Origin of the sequence: Rubripirellula tenax (assembly GCF_007860125.1) — a bacterium.
GTDB classification, from domain to species: domain Bacteria; phylum Planctomycetota; class Planctomycetia; order Pirellulales; family Pirellulaceae; genus Rubripirellula; species Rubripirellula tenax.
This window is the reverse complement of the sequence record NZ_SJPW01000003.1, coordinates 212,093-233,939: the sequence shown is the minus strand read 5'-3', so window position 1 is coordinate 233,939 and position 21,847 is coordinate 212,093. Positions and strand designations below refer to the sequence as shown.

Below are 21,847 nucleotides of genomic sequence, written 5' to 3'. Positions count from 1 at the left end.
TGTACGAGAAACGATTGATGAAAGTTGCAACCTTTGAAACGAACAAAGGCACCATCAAGGTCGAACTGTTCGACGACAAGACGCCCAAAACCGTCGAGAATTTTGAAACGCTGTGCGGTAAGAATTACTACGACGGCTTGAAGTTTCACCGCGTCATCGCGGACTTCATGATCCAAGGCGGTTGCCCGCAAGGCACCGGTACCGGCGGTCCCGGTTACAAGTTCGAAGACGAATTTCACCCCGACCTCAAGCACGACGGACCCGGCGTGTTGTCGATGGCCAATGCCGGCCCGAATACCAACGGATCCCAGTTCTTCATCACTCACGTCGCCACCCCGCACCTCAATGGCAAGCACAGCGTGTTTGGCAAAGTCATCGAAGGCCAAGACATCGTTGATGCGATTGCGATGGGCGACGTGATGACCAAGGTGACGGTCACCGAAGAGTGATCGTGCGATGTGGCTTCGCTGGATCTCCGGTGTACTCACGGGTACGTTGATCGTCGCGGTCACGTCGCCTCTTTTTGTTCGCAGCTATCTGCCTCGGCACCCCAGTCGGATCACGTCTGAGGGTGCGGTTTGGACATTGCCCGCCGGTGGCGAATACCGTTGGCGGGCCGAAGGCTATGCGACGACCGCGATCGGGCCCCACGGGATGCCCGGCAAGGTCACAGTGCCCGGCGAAGTCACCATGCCCGGGCGCGACGCGAGCGTCCGCCGAATCGCTTTGTGGGGCGATTCTCAGGCCGAAGGCGTTTGCGTGGATGATGCTGAGAAAATATTTTCGCAAACCCAGCGAGGCAATGGCGGCCTTTGCGTTTTTCCGCTCGCCCAAAGTGGCGACAGCGTCAACGAATGGGTACGTCAGTTCGAGTGGGCGGAAACCGAACTCGGAGTGACCGAACATGTCATCCTGCTTGTCGAGCTATCGGATTTGATTCTCGGCGGCGAGTCGGCGCCGGATCCATCGCGGGCTTCCCTGTGGGTGTCCGCGAACTTACCGGCGTTTCTGATCGCGTCGATCCGCAACCTGGCCACCGACGCGTCGGGTGAACTGCGCAGCCTGCGATTTCGACCGGGTCCGATCCCGACGGTGAGCCCTGTCGGTTCGTCGCAGCAGCAAATCGATTTTGATGCGGCACTGCGTCGGATCCAACAAGAAGCCGGCGCGACGGTGACGATCGTTTACGCTCCCAAGTTGCCGCGTATTCAAGGCGACCAGATCGTGACCAGCGACGATGACGACCACTTGTTGGATTCGCTTAAGCGAATCGCAGTGGCACGAAAGATCAATATGATTGACCTTCGGCCTGAATTGATTGCCGCGGGACGCAGCGGTCACTGGCCACACGGATTTCACAACGGCCAATTCGGCAGCGGACACCTCAACGCAACCGGAAACGCGATCGTCGCCAAAGCGATCGCACGGCATTTCCGCTAGGGCCGCATCATGGTTTTCACGCAGGCTGAATTCGTCATCTTTTTCGTCATCGTCCTAGTGGCTGCATGGGCTTGTCGTGAACGGGTCGCTCGAAATACCGTGCTGTTGGCGGCCAGCTATTACTTCTATGCGTACTGGGACATCCGGTTTTGTGGCTTGTTGTTGCTTTCAACGTTCGTCGACGATACGGTTGCCCGGAAAATCGAATCCAACGATGACCAAGCGATTCGAAAACGATGGTTAGTGGTCAGTCTTGTTTTCAATCTGGGGATCCTGGGTTTCTTCAAGTACTGCAACTTCTTTATCGATTCTGCCTCGGCGGTGATCGAACCGTGGGGGTGGTCGACGTCGACGCTGCCGATCATTCTGCCCGTCGGCATTTCGTTTTACACGTTCCAAACGATGTCCTATACGATCGACGTTTATCGGCGACGACTCCACGCGTCGAACCGGCCGCTCGATTTCGCATTGTACGTTGCCTTCTTTCCCCAATTGGTCGCCGGGCCGATTGTCCGCGCCAGCGAACTGTTGCCTCAGTTGGCATCCGTACCGACTTGGTCGGGGCGACGGTTCTATGGCGGTTTCCAGCAACTGCTGCGGGGCGCCGTGAAGAAGGTGTTGATCGCCGATCGTATGGGCGAAATGGTCGACGTCGTTTTCGCCGGGCCTGACTTGTACTCGGGTGCAACGCTTTGCGTGGCAATTGTCGCCTACACCGGCCAGATTTACTACGATTTTTCTGGCTACACGGACATGGCGATCGGCGCGGCAAAGATGCTGGGCTATCGGTTTCCGAACAATTTTCGGCACCCATATCTGGCGACGTCGATTTCCGATTTTTGGCGGCGCTGGCACATGACGCTGTCCCGTTGGCTGCGAGACTACGTGTACATCCCGCTGGGCGGCAGCCGATTTGGATCGGTGATGACGTATCGAAACCTGATGCTGACCATGGGACTGGGTGGGTTGTGGCACGGGGCCGCTTGGACCTTTGTGCTTTGGGGACTGTGGCACGGCGGGTCGCTGGCGGTGCATCGTGCATTTCGCTTCCCCGTTCCGCGGTGCGTCGGGTGGGTCTTGACGATGGGCGTCGTCATGATCGGATGGATTCTGTTTCGCAGTCCCGATTTGGCCGCAGCCGATCAATTCATGTTCGGAATCGTCCGCCAGAGAGCGGGCATCGACTGGTTTCCACCGCTGGTGATCGCTGCGATCACATGCATGGTGCTTGAACACGCCGCATGGACCACTCGGTTGCGATTGGCGATGCGATTGCCGGCCGACGCGTGGTACTCGCCGATCGCAACGACCGTGATGTTATGGGCGTTGGTGTTGTACTCGCCGCGAGGTTTTCAGCCGTTTGTCTATTTCCAGTTCTGAAAGTGCGTCGGACGAGATTCGTCAAACGTCCAATTGATGGTCTTTCGTCGTCACTTTTCGATACGACAGTAATAACGCCGCGATCACGCCCATCGCGATGGCGGCCGCGATCACGAACATGATCATCACTTGATACTTCACCGCTTCGACCGGTGGGGCGCCGGCCAACAGTTGTCCCGTCATCATTCCAGGGATGCTGACGATACCGGCGACGGACATCGTGTTGAGAATCGGGATCATGGCGGTTCGGGCGGCCGTGGCCAGCGCGGCGCTGGTCGCTTCCCAGCGCGTGGCACCCAAGGACAATCGCATCTCGATTTCGGCGCGGCGTGATTTCAGTTCACCGATGTAGCGATCGACTCCAAGCGAAATTCCCGTCAACGAATTGCCTAGCACCATCCCTAGCAGTGGGATCACCACCGACGGCGCGTACCAGGGCATCGGACGAACGATCATCCCGATCATCACGGCGGTCACCAACCAACTGCTGGCCCACACGGAAATGATTGTGGTGACGTGAATGCCGGGATAACGATTTTCGATCCGTCCGACGGCCGAGAAGCCAGCGATGATCGTCATCGCGGCGGCTAGTCCCATCACGGGCGGAAAACTGGCCAGTGCAAAGATCTGTTTCAGCACCAAGCCCAACAGCGCCAACTGGACGGCCATGCGAGTCGCGCTGACCGCGATCTGCCGACCCAAGTTCAACTTCAACCACCACGACAGCGCGCCGTTGACGACCAGCAGTCCGGCGGCGACGGCCAATTCGCCCGCTGACAATGAAATGTCATTCATGGGTGATTCTCCCGCCGGCCAAACGAATCGTTCGTGTCGTCATGCGATCGATTTGGTCGGCATCGTGGCTGGTCCAAACCCAAGCACGTCGTGGATCACCGTTCTTCCATCCGCTTGCCAGCGATTCGAAGCGGTCCAGCGATGCTGCGTCCAGCGATGCTGTCGGTTCGTCCAGCAACATCACTTCTGGATCAACCAGGATCGCGCGGACGAGCGACACCAGTTGCTGTTCCCCACCGCTAAGCGTCGACGCGTCCTGGTCTAGAATTCCTTCGAGGCGGTCCAACTCGCCAAGCAAATCGATCGCCCGAGCGCGGTCGTAGTTCGATTGAGACGACGCAAAGGAAAACGGTAGCTGCAAGTTCTGTTCAACGGTGCCGACGATCATGGCGGGGCGCTGGGCAAGGTAGACGACACGGCGACGGAAATTGGGAATCGCCGCCGACGTGATCGTATCGCCATTGATTTTGACGTATCCGTTTCGGATCGGATCCAGCCGCGCGATCGCCCGCAATAGGGTCGACTTGCCGCTGCCGCTGGGGCCGACCAATGCGATGCCTTCGCCGGCCATCACGTCCATGGTGATGTCGTCAAGCAAGACGCGACCGGCGGCGCCGGTGCGAGTGATTCCCTGGACAGAAACGACAGGTGTCATCGGAGCGTTCACGCCCGAGATTCGGCGAACCGCTCGATCGCCATCACGGCCACCGCCGCGCCGACGGCCAGCGCCGCCAAGACCAGCAGGCTGCCGTCCCAGTTCGCTGGCGAGACGTATTCCATGACTTGGAATTTTAATTTCTCATGCGCGGTTGCCGCCGTCGGTCGTTGCAACGGCCAAAGTTTGCCGACACTGCCGACCATCAATCCGACCAACCACGCCATCGTGGTGCTGCGATGATGTTCAAGCAGCCAACGAAGAACTTTTGAAAACGCCAACAATCCGACCAGGCATCCGCTGGCGAAGACGGCGATCTGCGTCAGCGACTCGATCGAAAAGTTGCCCTTCGCGGCATCTTTGATCAGCCCCGTCACGCCGTGGTAGACCCCCAGCAGCAGCAACACAAACGCGCCGCTGATGCCCGGCAAAATCATCGCACAAATCGCGATCGACGCCGAGAAAAACAGATACGGCAAACTCATGTTGCCCGTCCCCATCGGCAGCAGGGTGATCACGATCGCCACGGCCGCACCGGCTAAGAAAGCGACCACACGCCCGAGGCTCCAGCGATCGACGTATCCCTTGACGATCCAAACGCTGGCGACCAGCAAGCCCAGGAAAACCGCAAACGTTTGCGGCATCCGATGCTCAAGCAACCAGTGCATCAATCCCGATAGCGAAACGATCCCGATGGCAATGCCGGCTCCCAATGCGGCCAAGAACCGAACGTCCAAATGCCGAGCCGCCGCGGCGAACTGTTTTTCTTTGACCAAGCCCAGCAAGTGCCGGTCGACGTGGCTGATCGCCGTGACCAATCGCGTGTAGTGACCCAGAATCAACGCAACGGTTCCGCCGCTGACGCCGGGAACGGTGTCGGCCGCACCCATCAGGAACCCGCGAACGACGTTGATCAAGTCTCCGCCGGCCGAATGGGTCGTGATCGAGGGCGTTGCGACCGGATCTGTCGGCGTGTTCCCAACCTCAACGTCATGGGGCATTTCAGAGCGTTCCATCAGTGCTTCCTTCGGGCGGACCTTGCAACGATACTTTTGACAGAAGATACCTGCGGGACATCGGTACAGCCATCGGCGACCGCGCCCAGCCACCTACCATCGTCTGACCCGGAAAGGGGTTCAACATCCCGTGATCGAAATCTTGATTCTTGCCGTCGTCCAAGGCATCGCCGAGTTCCTGCCCATCAGTTCATCGGGCCATTTGGTCGTGTTGGGCGCGCTGATGGGGGAATTGAGTGAGTCGCCGACGCTGGAAGTCATTCTGCATGCCGGCACGCTGGGCTCCATCTTGGTCGTCTATTGGCGAAGGATCCTGGATCTGTTGACTCGCGATCGTCGGGTCATTTCTTTGTTGGTGGTGGGCACGATTCCCGCCGTCGTGATCGGTTTGACGATCAAGACCCAGTTCGAACACATCATGCGTTATCCGCTGTTGGCCAGCCTGATGCTGATCGTGACCGGCGTGATGCTGATTTTTCTGGGCCGACTGAAGCCTCGCGACGGCCAATACGCCGAGCTGTCGCTGAAGAACGCGTTCCTGATCGGATGTTTTCAGGCGTTTGCGATTCTGCCGGGGATCAGCCGCAGCGGGTCAACCATTCTGGGTGGACGGCTGTTGGGGCTGAAGAATGACGATTCGGTGACTTTCTCGTTCTTGCTGGCGATTCCAGCCATTTTGGGGGCAACGGTCCTGACGTTGAAGGACGTTTACGAACAGGTTCAGGACGGTGTTCCGATGGCATTCGAGGTTCCGCAGTTGGCTGCGGGAGCCCTCGTTTCCTTCGTTGTGGGCATTTTTGCACTGAAATGGTTGATCGGCTGGTCGCGCCAGGATCGGCTGCATTGGTTCGCGTGGTGGTGCATTCCGGTCGGAATCCTGGCCTCGGTCTACTTTGGGCGGCTGGTCTTTTTTTCCTGATTCTATTGACGCATCGATGGACGCGTGTTTAGCGTGTGGTACAATCGACGTCACTGCTTCGGCAGGAACTCACCCCCCTTAGTAGGAGCAGACGCATGTCCATGCAACTCACCGACCGCCAGCAAAATGTCTATGACATGATTCGTGGCTTGATCGTCAATCGTGGATATGGTCCTACTGTTCGTGAAATTGGTGAACACTTTGGCATCAAAAGTCCCAACGGTGTGATGTGTCACCTGCGTGCACTCGAACGCAAAGGTTTGATCTCACGCAGTCCCAACAAGTCTCGCGCGATTGAGTTAACGCATGCTGCGGACCGCAGTGGACATTCGTTGCCAATGGCAGGCATGGTCGCCGCCGGTCCAACGACATTGGCATTCGAACAAAACGATCGCGTCGACTTCAGCGAGATGTTGTTCAAGGAAGATCGTTTCATCTTGCAAGTCTCGGGCGACTCGATGATCGACGCCCACATCACCGATGGCGATTTCGTCGTGGTGCAAAAACAAGAGACTGCGATGCCCGGTCAAATGGTCGTTGCCCAAACCGACGAAGGCGAAGCAACGCTGAAGTATTGGTTCCCCGAAGGCGATCGAATCCGGTTGCAACCGGCGAATGAATCGATGGACCCGATCTATGTCCGAAACGCCACCGTCATCGGCGTTGCCGTGGGCGTCGTCCGCGCCGGTTTATAGGCGTCGAATGTTCATCGGGCCGTGAACCGTTGGATCACGATCGACTCATTCGTTGGTCGATTCGTCAATCGACACGTTCGCTTCGGCGGCCCGTTCGGGTTCGTCCAATGCGGTGTGGATTCGAACCAATAGCTCAAACGCTGCTGTTCGTGTTTTCGGCGACTCGGAAGCAGTCGCAAGCGTCGCGTAGAACTCTGCTTGCTCCAGCCGCGCAGTGTCCGCCAGCAAGTATGCGAATGGCAACATCGCCTTCTCGTACTCGGCCGCCTCGAAAATGGATTCGTACTGTTCGATGGCTTCACGGAATAAACCTTGTCGCGTGAAGCAGTCCGCCCGAACGAACTGGCTTTCCAAATCGCCCGGCATCAAACGCAGCGCGTCTTCGGCTGATCGGCGTGCCTCGGTGAACTTGCCCGACCAGTGAAGCACTTTGGCCAAGTTGCGAAACGCAATTGCTTGACGATCGCGATCGATCGAATTGCGAATCTCTGTATCGACCCGGGCCACCGTTTCACCATCTGGAATGGTGCCTCGCAGCCACTTCGATGCCTCCAGCGTCTCGATGATCCAGCACGCCAAATCACGGTGAACGTCGATCGTCGGGTGAACGTGGTCCAAAAAGTACTCGTTGCCCAGGCAGGCGTGTCCGTATTCGGCGAAGCACTTTGCTCTCAATCGTTCGTCGAATCGAACCAGCGCCACGTCCTGTTCCGCCGCCGTGCTGTGTACGCTTTCGATGATCGCCGACGTCGCACGTAGCGGGCAAATGTCGCGGTCGACCGCCGCTGTGAACTCGGCTAGCGCTTCGTCGAACAACCCCTGCTCGAACAGTCCCCTGCCGCGATCGAAATGTTGATCGTCACTCTTGAACGGTGAGCAATCCTTTTGGTTCGACGAAGGCTCGACCAGCACGATGGCCGCGCCGCTGCGTCGTGCGATTGTGATCATGCGTTCCAGATTCAATCGATAGTGACGCACGACATCTGCGGACCACGTGTCGTCGCGAACATAGTCGACCGGGCCGGGTGTATGGTTCAGTCGCTCGTCCACGTCGCCGGGCAGCATTTCGATTGGCGCATCATCTTGCCCGCGCAAGCGACGGACGATCGATTCCATGGCGGTGAAGGTTCGGGTTTTTCGCAGACTCGTTTCGGCCCATCGCTGAGTGGCCGACGACTCGTACATTGTGGGATAGGTGCGACGCTCAAGAAATTCGTTGTGAGCCGAATAGACGATAAACAAGTCGGGTTCGTAGCTCGCCAATTCCTCCATCACCGCTGCGACGCGGTAGCTGGCGTAGCTGACTCCGCCTGCGTTGATGACTTCCCACTGTGTCGCCGGATCGACATACGGCAACAGTCGTCGCAGATAGCCACAGTACGAAGTCGCGTCGTCAAACGGTCGCCCGAAAGTCGTTGAGCCGCCGACGCAAAAAACACGTTTGACATGGTCGGGTTTCGGTACGGCAAAGGATTGCGAATTGAACCAGCGAAGTTTTGTGGGCGAGGTGACCATCGTCGTCGTGCCCACGTCGTCGGCGGTTTCCACCATCAGCGGCATCGTCGACGAAAAACCAACATAGGGATCCGTGGTCAGACGATCGGCCGACAAACCCAACAAGGCCAACATGCATTCGACGGTCAAAAAGAAGAACGCCACCGTAAAAAGGGCGAACGCGATCTTCTTGCGGTGTGTCAGCTTCAAGCGGTTACCCAGGTGGCTTTCTTGGCGGGGGCGGGGCCGACATTCTACCTCGTCCGATGGAGGTTGATGAAACGGGGGGCGTTGAAACGGGGCTGCCTCTGGCGTCGAATTGCCTTCCCGTTATGCTGGAATGATACGTTTTTACGCCCGAGGATCCATTTTTATGTCCGCTTCGTCCGCATCGGCTGATTTGTCATCTGCCAAGACCGTTCCGTTCACTCAAGAACAAATCAACTCGATCCGCAAGACGCATCCAACTCCGTTTTACATTTATGACGAAGCGGCGATCCGAGCGAATGTACGCCGGCTCAATGAAGCGTTTTCGTGGTGCCCGGGCTTTCGCGAATACTTCGCCGTCAAAGCGACACCGAACCCGCGGATTTTGCAGATTCTGATGGAGGAAGGCTGCGGCGGCGACTGCAGCAGTCTGGGCGAACTGCTGCTTTGCGAACGCGTCGGTATGACCGGCGAGAAGGTCATGTTCACGTCCAACAACACGTTGGCCAAGGACTACAAGAAGGCCCGCGAATTGGACGCTGTCATCAACTTGGACGACCTGACGCACGTCGATTACTTGCATGACAACGTCGGCACGCCCGAGCTGATTTGTTTCCGTTACAACCCCGGTCCGCTACGGGAAGGGAACGTCATCATCGGCAAGCCCGAGGAAGCGAAGTTCGGCTTCACTCGCGAGCAACTCTTCACCGGCTATCGCCAAGCGATGGAGAAAGGAGCGAAACGCTTCGGGCTGCATACGATGGTTGCGTCGAACGAACTGAACCCCGAGTTCTTTGTCGAGACGGCGGTCATGTTGTTCGAATTGGCGGTCGATTTGCACAAGGAATTGGGCATCCGGTTGGAATTCGTCAACTTGGGCGGCGGCATGGGAATCCCCTACCGTCCGGGCGAATTGGCACTCGACTTCGAAGTCGTCGGAAGCGGTGTGAAAGCTGCTTATGATCGCTTGATTGGTGGTACCGACTTGGATCCGTTGACGATCTATCTGGAAAATGGTCGCATCATCACTGGTCCATATGGTTACTTGGTGACCGAAGTCGTTCACGCCAAAAATACCTACAAGAATTACGTCGGTGTCGACGCGTGCATGGCGAACCTGATGCGGCCGGGCATGTACGGTTCGTATCATCACATGTCGATTCTGGGCAAAGAAGACGCGCCGCTGGATTTGACGGCCGATGTCGTGGGCTCGCTTTGCGAAAACAACGACAAGTTTGCGATCGACCGCAAGCTTCCCCACGTCGGACGCGGGGACGTGATGGTGATTCACGACGCGGGCGCCCACGGTCACTCGATGGGGTTCCAGTACAACGCCAAGCTGCGAAGTGCCGAGTTGCTGCTTCGTGAAGACGGTGAAGTCGAACTGATCCGACGTGCTGAAACGATGGACGACTACTTCGCGACACTGAATATTTAAAGGGCCATTGGGGTTGAAAACCTGCGGCCTCAGCGAGGCATTCTCGCGACGCGCAAATCGGTCGGCTTGGTGCCATCGATCGCCATCAGCACCTGCATTTTCATTTCCGCGGTCGGTTCGCCAGGCAATTCCATGCCGGGCGGGCTGCCCCAAAAATGGCGAGTCTCGTTTCGCGTTGTGATTTCCAATTGCGGCACCTGGACGCGGCGTGAATCGCCAGTCACCGAAATGGTTTCTAAGCCCGATTGTTCTCGAATCGGCATCAACACGTCCGCCAACCGGGCAGCCGCCTCGACGCGAAAGTCACCAAACGGCATTCCCTCGGCGTTAGTCGAATCGGCACCTGGTACGTCAATGTGGACGAACCCTTTCGTTTCGGCACGCGTGAATTCGCTGGTCGGCAAAAGGATTCCGTACGCATCGACCGGAAAGAAAAACCGATCACGAACGCCTTTGATGTTTCGATAAACTTGGACCATCGCAACGGGTTGTCGGTAATCCAGCCGAACATCGACATCACCGCCCGGTAGTTTGCGAACACTGATGACGCCGCGGACCCATGGATGCATGGAAAACGCGGACGCAATTTTGGCGGTTGCTTGCCGATCCATCAACGACAAGCCGTCCATGGCGGTGTCGCGATATACCGTTTGGACAATGTCCGATCGAACAAAGTCCGGCGGCGGGCTGATGCGAATCTGTTCGACGTTGACGGCATGGAAGTTCTTGGCAACGTGTTCGGTACCCCAGCGGTGCCATGACACGTATCCACCAACGATTAGCAGCGCCGGCCACAGAATCGATAGAGCTGCCGGCGCCTTGATCAGTCGCCTGAGCAAGTCGCGAATCGGTTGCTTCGTTTCGGGTTCAGGCGATCGCATCGCCACAGGCACGCCCTCACCGGCAAGACCGTCTAACCCGCAAAAGCGGTTCGGCGATCGGAAGATTGGAAATCACGCCGGCAAACGTCTCGCACCGGCTTCGCTTCTGATTACCAAATGTGCAGGTTCAACTGCAAGTCGATCCCGGTCTGCATCAGGACTTGCTCGCGAACCCTTTCGATCAGCCGCAGGCATTGATCGCTGGTCGCGCCCTTGTGGGCAATGATGTAGTGGGGCTGCTGTGTGTCCAGTGAAACATCGCCTTCCCGGATCCCCGCCAATCCGACCGATTGGATCAAATCACGCGTCGGCATCCCATCGGGATCCACAAACGGCATCGCAATTCGCCGATCTTCGGTGGGTCGCGAGGCATTTCGGCCGATCCACAGTTTCTGCATCCGTTTGGTCAGCGCCGCGACGTCGCGCGTTTCCAACTGAAACGTCACGCTAAGAACGATCAAGCCGCCCAGCGACGATTTTCGATGCGAAAAACCGATGTCGTCCTGCGAAACCGTTCGCTGCGAGCCGTCTTTTTCCAGGACCTCGATGCTGTGGACGATCGAACCGATGTCACGGCCACCGCTGGAGGCATTGCCGACGACGGCACCACCGACGCTGCCGGGGATGCCGACAAGATGCTCCAAACCTCCCAAGCCTGCGCCGACCGCTTTGATGACCGCGTGCGAGAGTTTGGCTCCTGCACCGGCCGTCATCTTGGTGCCGTCGACGGACATCCCGCTGGTGGTGGCAGCGGCCAGCGAGATGACCAAGCCATCGACGCCGGCTTCGCGAACCAGAATGTTGCTGCCATCGCCCAAGATCCGGACGGTAAGCCCCGCTTGTGATGCGGCAACTACCAACCGCTGCAAATCGTCGGTGTCGACGGGCTCAGCAAAATAATGAGCCGGACCACCGATACCAAGCCAAACCAACGGCCCCAAGGGCTCGTCGGTGCGAATCAAATGGTTCAAATCGTCCGGAAAGGTCATCTGCGAGCGGGCTCCATAGCAGTGATTCGTGCTGTCAAAGATACACAAGATAGCGAATCAAGCACAAAGAGAACCACCCGACACTCAGCCGCCAAGAACTTTCCGCCCGAGCGCCTTACGAATCAGCGACCGAACGGGCTGTTTGGGCTGGTAGCCCATCAGCTTTCGGCGCTGCCAGCGGCCATCTTCTTGAGTGAAGACGATGATTTGGGGCAGCATCTTGTCGCCGCCGGTCAATTGTTTGACCAATTCTGGATCGTCGTCCTTGTTGATCACTGCCAAGCTGACGGAATCCAGTTCGCCCGTTTGGGCCATTTGTTTGATGGTCGTATCTTTCAGCACGTTGCATGCGGGGCACCAAGGGGCACCCACGACAACCATTAAAGGCTTCTGCTCAGTCACCGACTGCTCGTAAGCTTCGGCGTACTTCTGAGTCATTTGTTGCTCGCTGGTGACGCTAGCTAACGCGATGGCCAAGATAAACAAAACCATAGATTATTCCCTTCAAAGATGAAGTTCGATCACGCTTCGCACGTCGTTTCGACGACGCGGAAGCACCCTTGCCGAATGAGATAAGTGTTAGGACTGCGCAGACTTTGCAGCTCTAGGTAACTGGCAAACTTGGGCGGAGTATATGGGGCCATGTGCGGGTCACAAGTGCTGCCGCTGACTTTTCGCCGAAATTGACATTGACAAAAAGGGCCGTTTCTGTGGTAGCCCCCCGGTCGATTCCCGGTCCCCGTTTCCGTAACCTCCCGTCGCTCAACAGGTTGGGGCGTGCCAATCCAGACGCGTCAAATGGACACATCCCCACATGCGGGCCATGGTGGCGACCCGAAAATTTTTGCTACATCGCCACGCAAACGGTCGAATTGGGGCACAATGGGGCGGCGTCGAACCCGATATTTCAGTCCGCAAACACGATCCACATCCGCCATGGCCCGATTCCTCCTCTACCCGGTTCGGACGCTATGAAAGTACGAGTCGGACTGATCGGCCACTGCGATGCCTGGCAAACGCGGCATCGGCCGGCCCTTCGTGTTCTGCATGACCGATTCGACGTTCGAGCCGTTTTCAATACGGTTGCGAAGTTGGCCGAGAACGTGGCCGCAGAATTCCAGGCCGATGTCGTCGATGGATATCGGGCCCTGGTCAATCGCGGCGATATCGATGCCGTCATCATGCTGCAACGCAATTGGCTTGGCTGGCTGCCGGTGATGGCCGCTTGCGAGGCAGGCAAAGCGATTTATTGGGCCGGGGATCTCGATTTCGATTCAGTCCAGGATGCCGAGGTTCGATCGATCGTCGAAGACTCTGGCGTTGCGTTCATGGTCGAATTTCCGCGGCGGTATGCTCCAGCGACACTTCGATTAAAGGAACTGATCGCGACTCGCTTGGGAGCCCCCAAGTTGATTTTTTGCCACCGTCGATTGCAGGCGCTCGGCGCATCGTCGGTCGGCGAATCCGATCCATCGCGACGTGAATTGGTCGAGTTGATCGATTGGTGTCGCTATGTCGTCGGCCGCGAACCGGTCAGCGTTTCATCCGTCGGTCATCAGACACAGGTTCAACCCGACATGACATCGGTATCCGACTACCGGTGCATGAGTTTGGCTTTTCCGCAATTTGACGACAAACCTTCGGTCACCGCTCAAATCAGTTGCGGCAGCTACATTCGATCGACGTGGCACGAAGCGGCCGGTTTTCGACCGCCTTCGGCGATGCAAATCTGTTGTGAACGGGGTGTCGCTTTCATTGACCTGCCCACAACTTTGGTTTGGTTCGACGAAGCCGGACGAAACATGGAGACGCTAGACACCGAATCACCCGTCGGTGAACAATTGCTTTCCCAGTTCCACCGCAGTGTCACAAGCCTGCTTCGCAACATGAGTGATCTGGACGACGCCTACCGCGCCGTTTCCATTTTCGAAGCCGCGCTGCAAAGCGAAACTGAGGGGCGAAGCATCTCGGTTTAATGGCGACGAATCGAGCGTTCACGAGAGCTGTTTTGTTCGGGTGTGGCTGAATCAGAGTGCTGGCGATTCAATCCGCCGCCATGATCCGCGAACGATGCGCATCGGCACCGGATTGCACAGCGCGTCCGGTGGATTCGAAAACAATTCATCGAGAGCGAAAACGCTGACGTTGCCGCGGATCTCGATCGAATGGCCGACGATCATACCGGTGACGATCAAGTTCGATCCATCGACGAGCGGTTCGAATTGAATGCTTGACTGGCTGTAGATCAAGCCTCGCAGTTCCGTCGGAAATCGATCCGTCAACGTGGTGTTCCCGTACATGCCGCGGTATCCGGATCCAGTCGGATTGAAGTGGACGGCGCGCGATGCTTCACTCAGTTCCGGTTCCATGGCAACGAAACGCACCGGAGAATCGGTGACAAGGATAGCGTCGGGGTGCGCAGAGTAGCTCCAAGTCACCGCTCCGCGGATTTCGATCTCGCTGGCCGATTCGATGACCAACGTCGCATCGATTCGGCTGTGTTCGATCACCAATTTTTCACCCTTCATGTCGACGTGGTAGATGCCGGACGCATCGGCCGGACCGAACGGATTCGATGTTGCCGAGATCAAACGGTCCCGAATCACACGGCCGGTCCCCCCAGACGGAATTGCCGTGCGAGCCATGGGGCCACTGATTTGCTGGTATGTTTCAACTAAATCGCGACTGGGTTGGATCAAAGCGTCCGGGGCAAGGTCTCCGCGAAGTGTCATCTGCGTGGTTCCGTCGCAATGAAGCAGCGGGGTCACCATCAAGCCGCCCGATGACTCGGTACAGTTTTCGCCGACTTGCACCGGACGTTCGCACGTGATGGAGCCATCATCTTGGAAATGCACGTTTTGAACGGCAGTCATCCCGTAGTTAAGTATCGATAGCGGTTGTCTATCCCATTGCAGTGTCGTCGTGATCGCGTACTGTGATCGTCCGACGCGTGCGTGAACCGTTACGTCTACCGGATGTGTCGGATCATTGTCTAGCGATCCGTCTTGATCGACATAGCGATGCCGAACTTCACGATTCGATCCGCGGATGATCGCGGTCCCTGTCGACCAAGGTCGCCAAGCCGAAAATCGTCCACTCAGCATTTCTTGTCGCCATAACGAACTGTCTCGCATCATGGACGCCAATCGATGCATCTCGCTCTCTGCTGCCCGCACTGCCAGGCCTCGATCGACCCAATCGGATTGCTCTTTCGCACGTTGGGTCGAATTCGAAATTGCTGTCACGACTAAGATCGAAACGATCAACGACGTGAACAGTACTGCGACGTACAGAAAACCGCCGCGATCGATTTGTCGTGGCCGTGGCGAACGGCATGATTTCAGGATTTCGATGTTCATTGTCCCACGCCTAAGATGGGACGGTTGCGCAGCGGAGCTGTGATCCGAAGCGAGCTGCCGTCGCTGAAGGTGAGCGTCTCGTTTCGCCAACGCTGAAACGAAGCGGTTTCAGCTTCGTCGCCTGGGACGTCTGACACCACGGCAACGTCCGTTATCAGGTGGCCGGTAGGCGTCGTGCAATGTACCGTTACCAAGCGAAGCCCAGCATCGGAATCTACCGTTGGGGTAGCACTGGCTTCGATGCCGTCCGTCGTTGGGGTTGCCGGTTGCACAATCACTTCGATACTCCATCCGCTGCATCCGTCGATGAATTGACCGTCACGGTGCATTGGCGGCGACTCGGTGAAGCCGTGATAGTCGTCGACGTCGTCGAAGCCAATGCGGGCAAGTCCGGTCTCATCCGTTTCGATACCGAACACGGGTGCCACAGAATCACGAAACGCCTTGGAAGTAATCTCGTCTAACATCTGGCCCGATAAATCAGCCGCCATTTCGTGTTCGTTTTGCAAACCACGGTTCCGCCACAGATTGGCTGATGTTGTCATCGCTACCAACAACACACCCGACACCAAGACGGTCGATACGACAACTTCCATCAGCGTGATGCCATTTCGCATTAGGGGAGCCCCTTCAACACGACGGCGGCTTGAATCCATGAGCCGTACGATCGGTGCATCATCTGCGGTGGCGACGAGAGCGTCGTTTCGTTGCCATTGCGACTGGCAACGCCGATCGAATTGCCAAACCAAAAGCTGCTTTCACCGGCGCGGCGCTGAACCACGTCGACATAAGATGCCATTCCCATGGTCCCCGGAAACCAGGGTGATCTGTCCGCCGCAAAGATTTGCAGGTTCAGGTCAGAATCTTGCGTCGTCGCCGATTCCAAAGACGTTGGTGCTAGGTCGGCAAACGGCGACGCGTTGCGACGATTCGCGGTCCAGCGGATCGGGCCGCCGGGATCAACGCCTTCGACGGTGATCAACGTCGCCGCCATGTATGCGATGGGCGACGCGTCAATCGTGATTTCAGTGGGCCAAGTCAGGTCGTAAGCCCCATAGGCAACGACTAGCGAGAGGTATCCGTTGGACTCGTCTTGCAGTGTCGTGAAGGAGTTCGGTTTCGTAATTGCGACGGTCGAGGATGACTTCGCAGACACACACAACAGCACCAGGTCGCCGGGGATCACGCCAGCAGGAATTTCGACCGAGATCGACGAGACACTGTCCGCCGATGATTGCACGGCTCGACTGCGACAGCGGACCAAATTCGGCGACGTGGCGATCCAGGTCGGGGCCGAGTAGCCATCGATGGTCGTGTCCAATTGCGTGATTGACGCACCGATCCGAACAGCCGTGTCGCCGTCAACACCGCGAGTCAAATCGGCGGACTCGGATCGATAGCGAATCACTTGGTTTATGTTCGATGCCGGTTCGGTGCGATGCAGGTCGAGGCCGACACCCGATGGGGCAGCCGTTGCCGAAGTTGCATAGCGAAGGTCCCCGCCGATGCGATCGGCGATCAATCGTCTAGCAAGATCCTTGTCGTGGTCGGTATCGGGTTGCAATAGACTCGACGTAACGGCTATCGACCCTGCCAAAGAAGCGACAAGCACGCTGGCCGCCAACATGGCGACGACGATCTCAATCAATGTGTAAGCGTGCCGTTTCACGGAGTTGCTCCGCTGGTGCCATCGACCTGTGCCGATTGCGAAGCAGGTTCGTAGACAGGATCCGATGTCGGAATCCACACACTGACGTTGGTGAGTGAGACCAAGCCGGTACCTGCAGCGATTCGAACGTCATATCGGTCCCCGCCGAATTGAAGCGTGATGACTCCGGTTTGCATCATGGATGTACCTACATAGGGCACTCCGTCAGCATCGAAGCGAATCGTTGATTGACCGTCAAAGTCCGCGGACAGGTCGAACGACGAATCAAAAAGTTCGCCGATGGAAACGGACATGGATGCCCCAGATCCGTCGCGCGAACCCAGTGAAGCGCACGTGTAGACGTCGTTCGCGTTCTGGCACACCCATTCGATGGATCGCCCTCGAGCGATGGCCATTTGGCGTGCCAGCCGAACATCGTTGGTGACTCGCCATGCCGCCGATTGCAGGCGAGTGGAGCGGTAGGCGTCAGATAGCCGAGGTGCCGTAATCGCCGATAGTAGACCGATCACCAAGATGGCGATCGTGACTTCGATCATCGTCATTGCGCTACGTCGCGGGTTCACGGAATCGACCCAGGCCTTCGGAATCATCGGACGGAATTCAACACACCGCACAACCCTAGGTCAGCGATCGCGAACTGCCGAGAAGAAGCTGGGGAAAATCGCCCGCACAATTGTTACGATCGAATCAAACGATCGTTTCGGTTCCATTCAGAGCGTTTCGTCCGTGACTTGCAGCGACTAAGCGATGATCTCGTGGATCGGTTCGATCGGTTCGACGCCGACTAATTTTTGCTCCAAGCCGCTGTAGAAATACGACAAGTGGTTCGGGTCGAGGCCGAGTTGGTGCAGGATCGTCGCGTGCAAGTTCTTCACATGCAGCGGGTTCTCGACTGCTGCGGCCCCCAATTCGTCGGTTGTACCGTGGCTGACGCCTCCCTTGATACCGCCGCCGGCCATCCACATCGTGAAGCCATAGGCGTTGTGGTCGCGGCCGCTTCCGTTGGCGTACTCAGCGGTCGGTTGTCGTCCAAACTCGCCGCCCCAAACCACCAAGGTTTCGTCCAGCATCCCTGTTCGTTTTAAATCGGCCAGCAGCGCCGCGATCGGTTGGTCGGTGCGACCGGCGTGCTTGTTGTGGTTGGTTTCCAAGTCGCCATGGGCGTCCCAATTATCATCGTTGTGGGCGCCGCCGCTATACAGTTGTACGAACCGGACGCCTCGTTGGACCAATCGGCGAGCCATCAGACATCGCGTGCCAAAATCGCGAGTCTCTTCTTTGTCGATTCCGTACATCGAAAGCGTCTTCGCATCTTCATCAGCCAAGTCGACGGCCTCCGGTGCAGTCGATTGCATGTTGTAGGCCAACTCGTAGCTGGCAATCCGCGACGTCAAGTCATCGTTGCCGGCGTGAGTGACTAAGTGCCGTGTGTTGGCGTCTCGGATCGAGTCGATCAGGCGACGCTGTACACCCGTCGGTAAATCTGATGGCGGCGCCAAGTCCAGGATGGGTGCTCCTTTGCTGCGAAAGACGGTGCCTGCGTAGGTTGCCGGCATGTAACCGCTGCTCCAGTTCTTTGCGCCGCTGATGGGGCCGCCCGTCGGGTCGAGCATCACGACAAAGCCCGGCAGGTTTTCGTTTACGGTGCCCAGTCCGTAATTGACCCACGAACCGATCGCCGGATTTCCGGACAAAATCTTGCCGCTGTTCATCATCAGCATCGCCGAACCATGGATCGGTGAATCCGCCGTCATGGAATGCAGGAACGCGATGTCGTCGACGTGCTCGGCCACATTGGGAAACAACGAACTGACCCACTTTCCGCACTGGCCGTATTGCTTGAAATCCCATCGCGGTTCGACGATCCGGCCGCCCGGTTTGTGCCCGCCGCGACCGAACGTTTTCACGTCCACGATTTTTCCGTCCATTCCCTTCATCTTCGGTTTGCGATCGAAGGTGTCGATGTGGCTGGGGCCGCCGTACATGAAAAGAAAAATGACCGACTTTGCCTTGGGCGCGAAATGCGGTGCTTTGGCAGCGAGTGGATTTTGAAACGGCTTGTCGTTCGCGGCAGCGGTGGAGCCGAAAAATCCGTCGCCTGACAACAAGGAAGAAAGCGCCGCCGCCCCAAACCCGGCGCCCGATTCCCACACGAACTCGCGGCGTGTGCGTCCACAGAAACCAATTTTGCGTCTTTTTTCAGTCATGGTATTCGTTCGCGTTGGAGTGGAAGATCGTGTGGCAGTTTTTACGACGGCGTATGTGGCGCAAGCGATTGCATCAATCGACAAACAGAAACTCGTTCCAGTTCATCACCGATAAACAATACAGTCCGACCGCGCGGTCCCGGCTGAGTTCGTGTTTTTCTTGAAGTTCGACGATCAAGCGACCGCCCGCGGCAATCTCGTCGGCGGACGATTCGCGCTGCAGGACGGCACGAACCGTTCGTCGGACGATTTCTTCGTTGTCGGCATTCGTCTTCCATTCGTCGGCACCGATCGATCCCGCCAAGATATCGGATTGCTCTTGTACGAAGTCACTGTTCAATAGCGACAGCGCCTGGCCAGGTTGCAAGGTTGTAAAGCGTTCTTCGCACGTCAGATCGGGGTCCGGGAAATCAAACGCCGTCAGCAATGGCGTCAGCAGTGATCGCTTCACGTGAATGTAGACGCTGCGTCGGTTGAGCTGATCTTCCGTCGAATCGCCCCAGCCGGAACCGGGACGCGACTGCCCTGCCAAGACTTCGGCCGACATCCGTGGATAGAAACTCGGGCCACCCAATTCCACGTTCAGTGAACCGTTGGCAGCCAAAATCGAATCGCGGACCTCTTCGGCACTCAACCGTCGTGGATCAAAACGCCAAAACAGATTGTTATCGGGATCAACTGACTGACCTTCGTCCGTCGATGCCGACGACATTTGGTAGACGCGACTGGTCATGATCAGTCGATGCATCGATTTGAGTTTCCAATCGCCGTCGATCAATCGCTGGGCCAGCCAATCGAGTAACAGTGGATGAGTCGGCGGTGTTCCGAGTTGGCCGAAATTGTTGCTGCTGCGGACGATGCCGCGACCAAAGTGGAACTGCCACAGCCGGTTTGCCATCACACGGGCGGTCAAGCGGTTGTCGTCGCGAGTCATCCACTCTGCCAGGACTCGTCGCCGGCCGGCTGACTTAGCCGATTCGGCAACCGGCGGTAACACGGGTGGTGCATCACCGAAAATCGCCGGATAGGCGGGCTCGACCGGGTCCGCCGGTGAGTGAGGGTTTCCTCGAAACAGCACGAATGTTTGATCTGGGGTCGCATCGCATCGGGCCAGCCCCATGACCGTCTCGCGAGGCGGCAAGGACTTGCGGCGCTGTTGGACTGCATCACGGGAGACGATGAGTTCCTGGTAGGTTTCCCATTGATCGGCGTCCAAGCATTCCTTGAGGTTCTTATTCAGGATTTTTTGTCGTGCACGTGGTTTACCTTCGGTCGCACGTTGGTCGGGGCCTGACATTTTGGCGATCCCAATCTGCTCGATCTCAAGCATCTTTGCTTGGATCTGCTGCAAGTCGGTGTCGCATTGTTGATGGCCGCGATTGGCTTCGTTTCCGGTCACGTCAATTTGATTGTTCGACGTACCGTCGCTTCGCGTCGCGTACGATGTCACGTCCGCCAAGAACGCCACCATGCTGTAGTAGTCGGTTTGCGGAATCGGATCAATTTTGTGGTCATGGCAACGCGCACAATTGATCGTCAAACCCAGGAACGCTTGGCTGGTCGTCGTGATGATGTCGTCGATTTCGTCGAACCGCGCCTGCAGCGGATCGGCCGGCTCGTCGTCCCAAATTCCCAGCCGATAGTAGCCCGTCGCGATCAATGACTCCTTCGTGACGTTCGCAAGTTCATCCCCCGCCAATTGTTCACGCACGAATTGGTCGTAGGGCTTGTCATTGTTGAAGGCGTCGATGACATAGTCGCGATACTTCCACGCGTTGGGTTTCGGATTGTCTCGTTCAAACGAATTCGTTTCGGCATAGCGGACCAGGTCCAGCCAGTGTCGCCCCCATCGTTGCCCGTATTGGGGCGATTCCAAGAGTTCGTCGACCAATCGTTCGAATGCTAAGGGATCATCGTCGGTGACAAACGCTTGCACCTGAGCAGCGGTAGGCGGCAACCCCGTGAGGTCATAGCAGGCGCGGCGGATCAAGTCGTGTCGGTCCGCGGGAAAATTAGGTGACAACCCGGCATGGGCGAGCGAGTCAAACACGAAGGCGTCGATCGGATTCTTGTTCCAAACGGCATCCGCGACCACCGGCGGTTGCGGATCCTTCATTGGCTCGAACGCCCAGTGGTTTCGCCACGCCGCACCCGATGCGATCCAAGACTTCAATATCTCGACTTCCTCCGACGTCACCGGATCGCCTTCGGGAGGCATCTTTTCGTATTCGTCATCCGTCGTAATTCTCGCGATCATCACGCTGGCTTCGATATCGCCCGGCACGATCGCATGTTCGCCCGAATCTGTCTCGGCGTAGGCCGATTCCTGGTCGACGAACTTCAGCCCTCCCTCGGCCTTGTCCGGGCCGTGACAAGCAAAGCAACGCTTGGCAAGAATCGGCTGTACCTGTCTCGCGAAATCAATTTCGGGAGCCGCTTTGGATGGCGGTTCACTTGGTTGAAATTCGTCAGCCTGAATGCCGATCGATCCGGACATTGCGATCGCAATCCCCATCGATCGGATTGCATACATTGCGGATGCCGTAGCAATGCAGCTTCGACGATCACGGTCCATCATTGGAATCACCGGGGTGGGGCTTATTGGGGTGGGGGACTTGGGCAGGGCAGCGCGGGCGGGCATGTATGGGCGGCGCGAAAGGTGTTGCAGTCGAATCGACGCCGCAACAGAAGTCGCTCGCAACC

General features: G+C 57.4%; 20 protein-coding genes. 7 read left to right on the top strand and 13 right to left on the bottom strand.

Features of this window, described 5'->3' with window-relative positions; all coding sequences use genetic code 11:
* Window positions 1-17: 17 nt before the first annotated feature.
* From Poly51_RS11800 to Poly51_RS11790, 3 genes are read left to right on the top strand one after another with little or no spacing between them, the layout of a single operon-like run.
* Window positions 18-449, top strand: coding sequence for a peptidylprolyl isomerase (locus Poly51_RS11800; RefSeq protein WP_146457705.1), 432 nt, complete (start codon window positions 18-20; stop codon window positions 447-449).
* 7 nt (window positions 450-456) lie between these two features.
* The gene (locus tag Poly51_RS11795; RefSeq protein WP_146457703.1) at window positions 457-1,440 is read left to right on the top strand and encodes a hypothetical protein; all 984 of its coding nucleotides are present in this window, start codon (window positions 457-459) and stop codon (window positions 1,438-1,440) included.
* A gap of 9 nt (window positions 1,441-1,449) precedes the next feature.
* Complete coding sequence (locus tag Poly51_RS11790) at window positions 1,450-2,820, top strand: MBOAT family O-acyltransferase (protein ID WP_146457700.1); 1,371 nt, start codon at window positions 1,450-1,452, stop codon at window positions 2,818-2,820.
* A gap of 21 nt (window positions 2,821-2,841) precedes the next feature.
* Here Poly51_RS11790 and Poly51_RS11785 read toward each other — a convergent pair whose 3' ends face one another.
* From Poly51_RS11785 to Poly51_RS11775, 3 genes are read right to left on the bottom strand one after another with little or no spacing between them, the layout of a single operon-like run.
* A complete protein-coding gene (locus Poly51_RS11785) occupies window positions 2,842-3,615 on the bottom strand; it encodes an ABC transporter permease (RefSeq protein WP_146457697.1) in 774 nt (257 codons plus the stop codon).
* A complete protein-coding gene (locus tag Poly51_RS11780) occupies window positions 3,608-4,282 on the bottom strand; it encodes an ABC transporter ATP-binding protein (RefSeq protein WP_146457696.1) in 675 nt (224 codons plus the stop codon). Before Poly51_RS11780 ends, Poly51_RS11785 begins: the two co-directional genes overlap by 8 nt.
* On the bottom strand, window positions 4,279-5,286 hold the full coding sequence (locus Poly51_RS11775; RefSeq protein WP_146457694.1) for a DUF368 domain-containing protein: 1,008 nt from the start codon (window positions 5,284-5,286) through the stop codon (window positions 4,279-4,281). Before Poly51_RS11775 ends, Poly51_RS11780 begins: the two co-directional genes overlap by 4 nt.
* Before the next feature lie 130 nt (window positions 5,287-5,416).
* Here Poly51_RS11775 and Poly51_RS11770 point away from each other — a divergent pair, with 130 nt between their 5' ends.
* Window positions 5,417-6,205, top strand: coding sequence for an undecaprenyl-diphosphate phosphatase (locus Poly51_RS11770; RefSeq protein WP_146457692.1), 789 nt, complete (start codon window positions 5,417-5,419; stop codon window positions 6,203-6,205).
* A gap of 95 nt (window positions 6,206-6,300) precedes the next feature.
* Entirely contained in the window at window positions 6,301-6,900 is a 600-nt protein-coding gene (gene lexA / locus Poly51_RS11765) for a transcriptional repressor LexA (RefSeq protein ID WP_146457690.1), read from the top strand.
* Between the two features lie 45 nt (window positions 6,901-6,945).
* Here the strand turns inward: lexA and Poly51_RS11760 are convergent, their stop codons facing one another.
* Complete coding sequence (locus Poly51_RS11760; protein ID WP_146457688.1) at window positions 6,946-8,604, bottom strand: tetratricopeptide repeat protein; 1,659 nt, start codon at window positions 8,602-8,604, stop codon at window positions 6,946-6,948.
* Window positions 8,605-8,767: 163 nt separating this feature from the next.
* Between Poly51_RS11760 and Poly51_RS11755 the strand changes: the two genes are divergently transcribed.
* Window positions 8,768-10,039: a diaminopimelate decarboxylase gene (locus tag Poly51_RS11755; RefSeq protein ID WP_146457686.1), complete on the top strand. Its 1,272-nt coding sequence runs from the start codon at window positions 8,768-8,770 to the stop codon at window positions 10,037-10,039.
* Between the two features lie 29 nt (window positions 10,040-10,068).
* Here Poly51_RS11755 and Poly51_RS11750 read toward each other — a convergent pair whose 3' ends face one another.
* The 3 genes from Poly51_RS11750 to Poly51_RS11740 all read right to left on the bottom strand — a co-directional run bounded on the left by Poly51_RS11750 (window position 10,069) and on the right by Poly51_RS11740 (window position 12,401).
* The gene (locus tag Poly51_RS11750; protein WP_246114432.1) at window positions 10,069-10,920 is read right to left on the bottom strand and encodes a hypothetical protein; all 852 of its coding nucleotides are present in this window, start codon (window positions 10,918-10,920) and stop codon (window positions 10,069-10,071) included.
* Window positions 10,921-11,030: 110 nt separating this feature from the next.
* Window positions 11,031-11,909: a UDP-N-acetylmuramate dehydrogenase gene (locus Poly51_RS11745; RefSeq protein ID WP_146457681.1), complete on the bottom strand. Its 879-nt coding sequence runs from the start codon at window positions 11,907-11,909 to the stop codon at window positions 11,031-11,033.
* Between the two features lie 84 nt (window positions 11,910-11,993).
* Window positions 11,994-12,401 (bottom strand): thioredoxin family protein, encoded by a 408-nt coding sequence (locus tag Poly51_RS11740; RefSeq protein WP_146457679.1) that lies wholly within the window; start codon window positions 12,399-12,401, stop codon window positions 11,994-11,996.
* Window positions 12,402-12,880: 479 nt separating this feature from the next.
* On the opposite strand from Poly51_RS11740, the gene Poly51_RS11735 reads away from it, so the two are divergent.
* Window positions 12,881-13,885, top strand: coding sequence for a Gfo/Idh/MocA family protein (locus Poly51_RS11735; RefSeq protein WP_146457677.1), 1,005 nt, complete (start codon window positions 12,881-12,883; stop codon window positions 13,883-13,885).
* Window positions 13,886-13,936: 51 nt separating this feature from the next.
* Here the strand turns inward: Poly51_RS11735 and Poly51_RS11730 are convergent, their stop codons facing one another.
* From Poly51_RS11730 to Poly51_RS11705, 6 genes are all read right to left on the bottom strand, one after another.
* Complete coding sequence (locus tag Poly51_RS11730) at window positions 13,937-15,268, bottom strand: hypothetical protein (protein ID WP_146457674.1); 1,332 nt, start codon at window positions 15,266-15,268, stop codon at window positions 13,937-13,939.
* Entirely contained in the window at window positions 15,265-15,885 is a 621-nt protein-coding gene (locus tag Poly51_RS11725; protein ID WP_146457672.1) for a type IV pilus modification PilV family protein, read from the bottom strand. Before Poly51_RS11725 ends, Poly51_RS11730 begins: the two co-directional genes overlap by 4 nt.
* Window positions 15,885-16,937, bottom strand: a complete 1,053-nt coding sequence (locus Poly51_RS11720; protein ID WP_146457669.1) for a hypothetical protein — start codon at window positions 16,935-16,937, stop codon at window positions 15,885-15,887. Before Poly51_RS11720 ends, Poly51_RS11725 begins: the two co-directional genes overlap by 1 nt.
* Window positions 16,934-17,527: a GspH/FimT family pseudopilin gene (locus Poly51_RS11715; RefSeq protein ID WP_146458478.1), complete on the bottom strand. Its 594-nt coding sequence runs from the start codon at window positions 17,525-17,527 to the stop codon at window positions 16,934-16,936. Before Poly51_RS11715 ends, Poly51_RS11720 begins: the two co-directional genes overlap by 4 nt.
* A 150-nt stretch (window positions 17,528-17,677) precedes the next feature.
* Window positions 17,678-19,144 (bottom strand): DUF1501 domain-containing protein, encoded by a 1,467-nt coding sequence (locus tag Poly51_RS11710; RefSeq protein WP_146457667.1) that lies wholly within the window; start codon window positions 19,142-19,144, stop codon window positions 17,678-17,680.
* A 73-nt stretch (window positions 19,145-19,217) separates the two neighbouring features.
* Window positions 19,218-21,722, bottom strand: a complete 2,505-nt coding sequence (locus tag Poly51_RS11705; protein WP_246114431.1) for a PSD1 and planctomycete cytochrome C domain-containing protein — start codon at window positions 21,720-21,722, stop codon at window positions 19,218-19,220.
* Window positions 21,723-21,847: the final 125 nt, after the last annotated feature.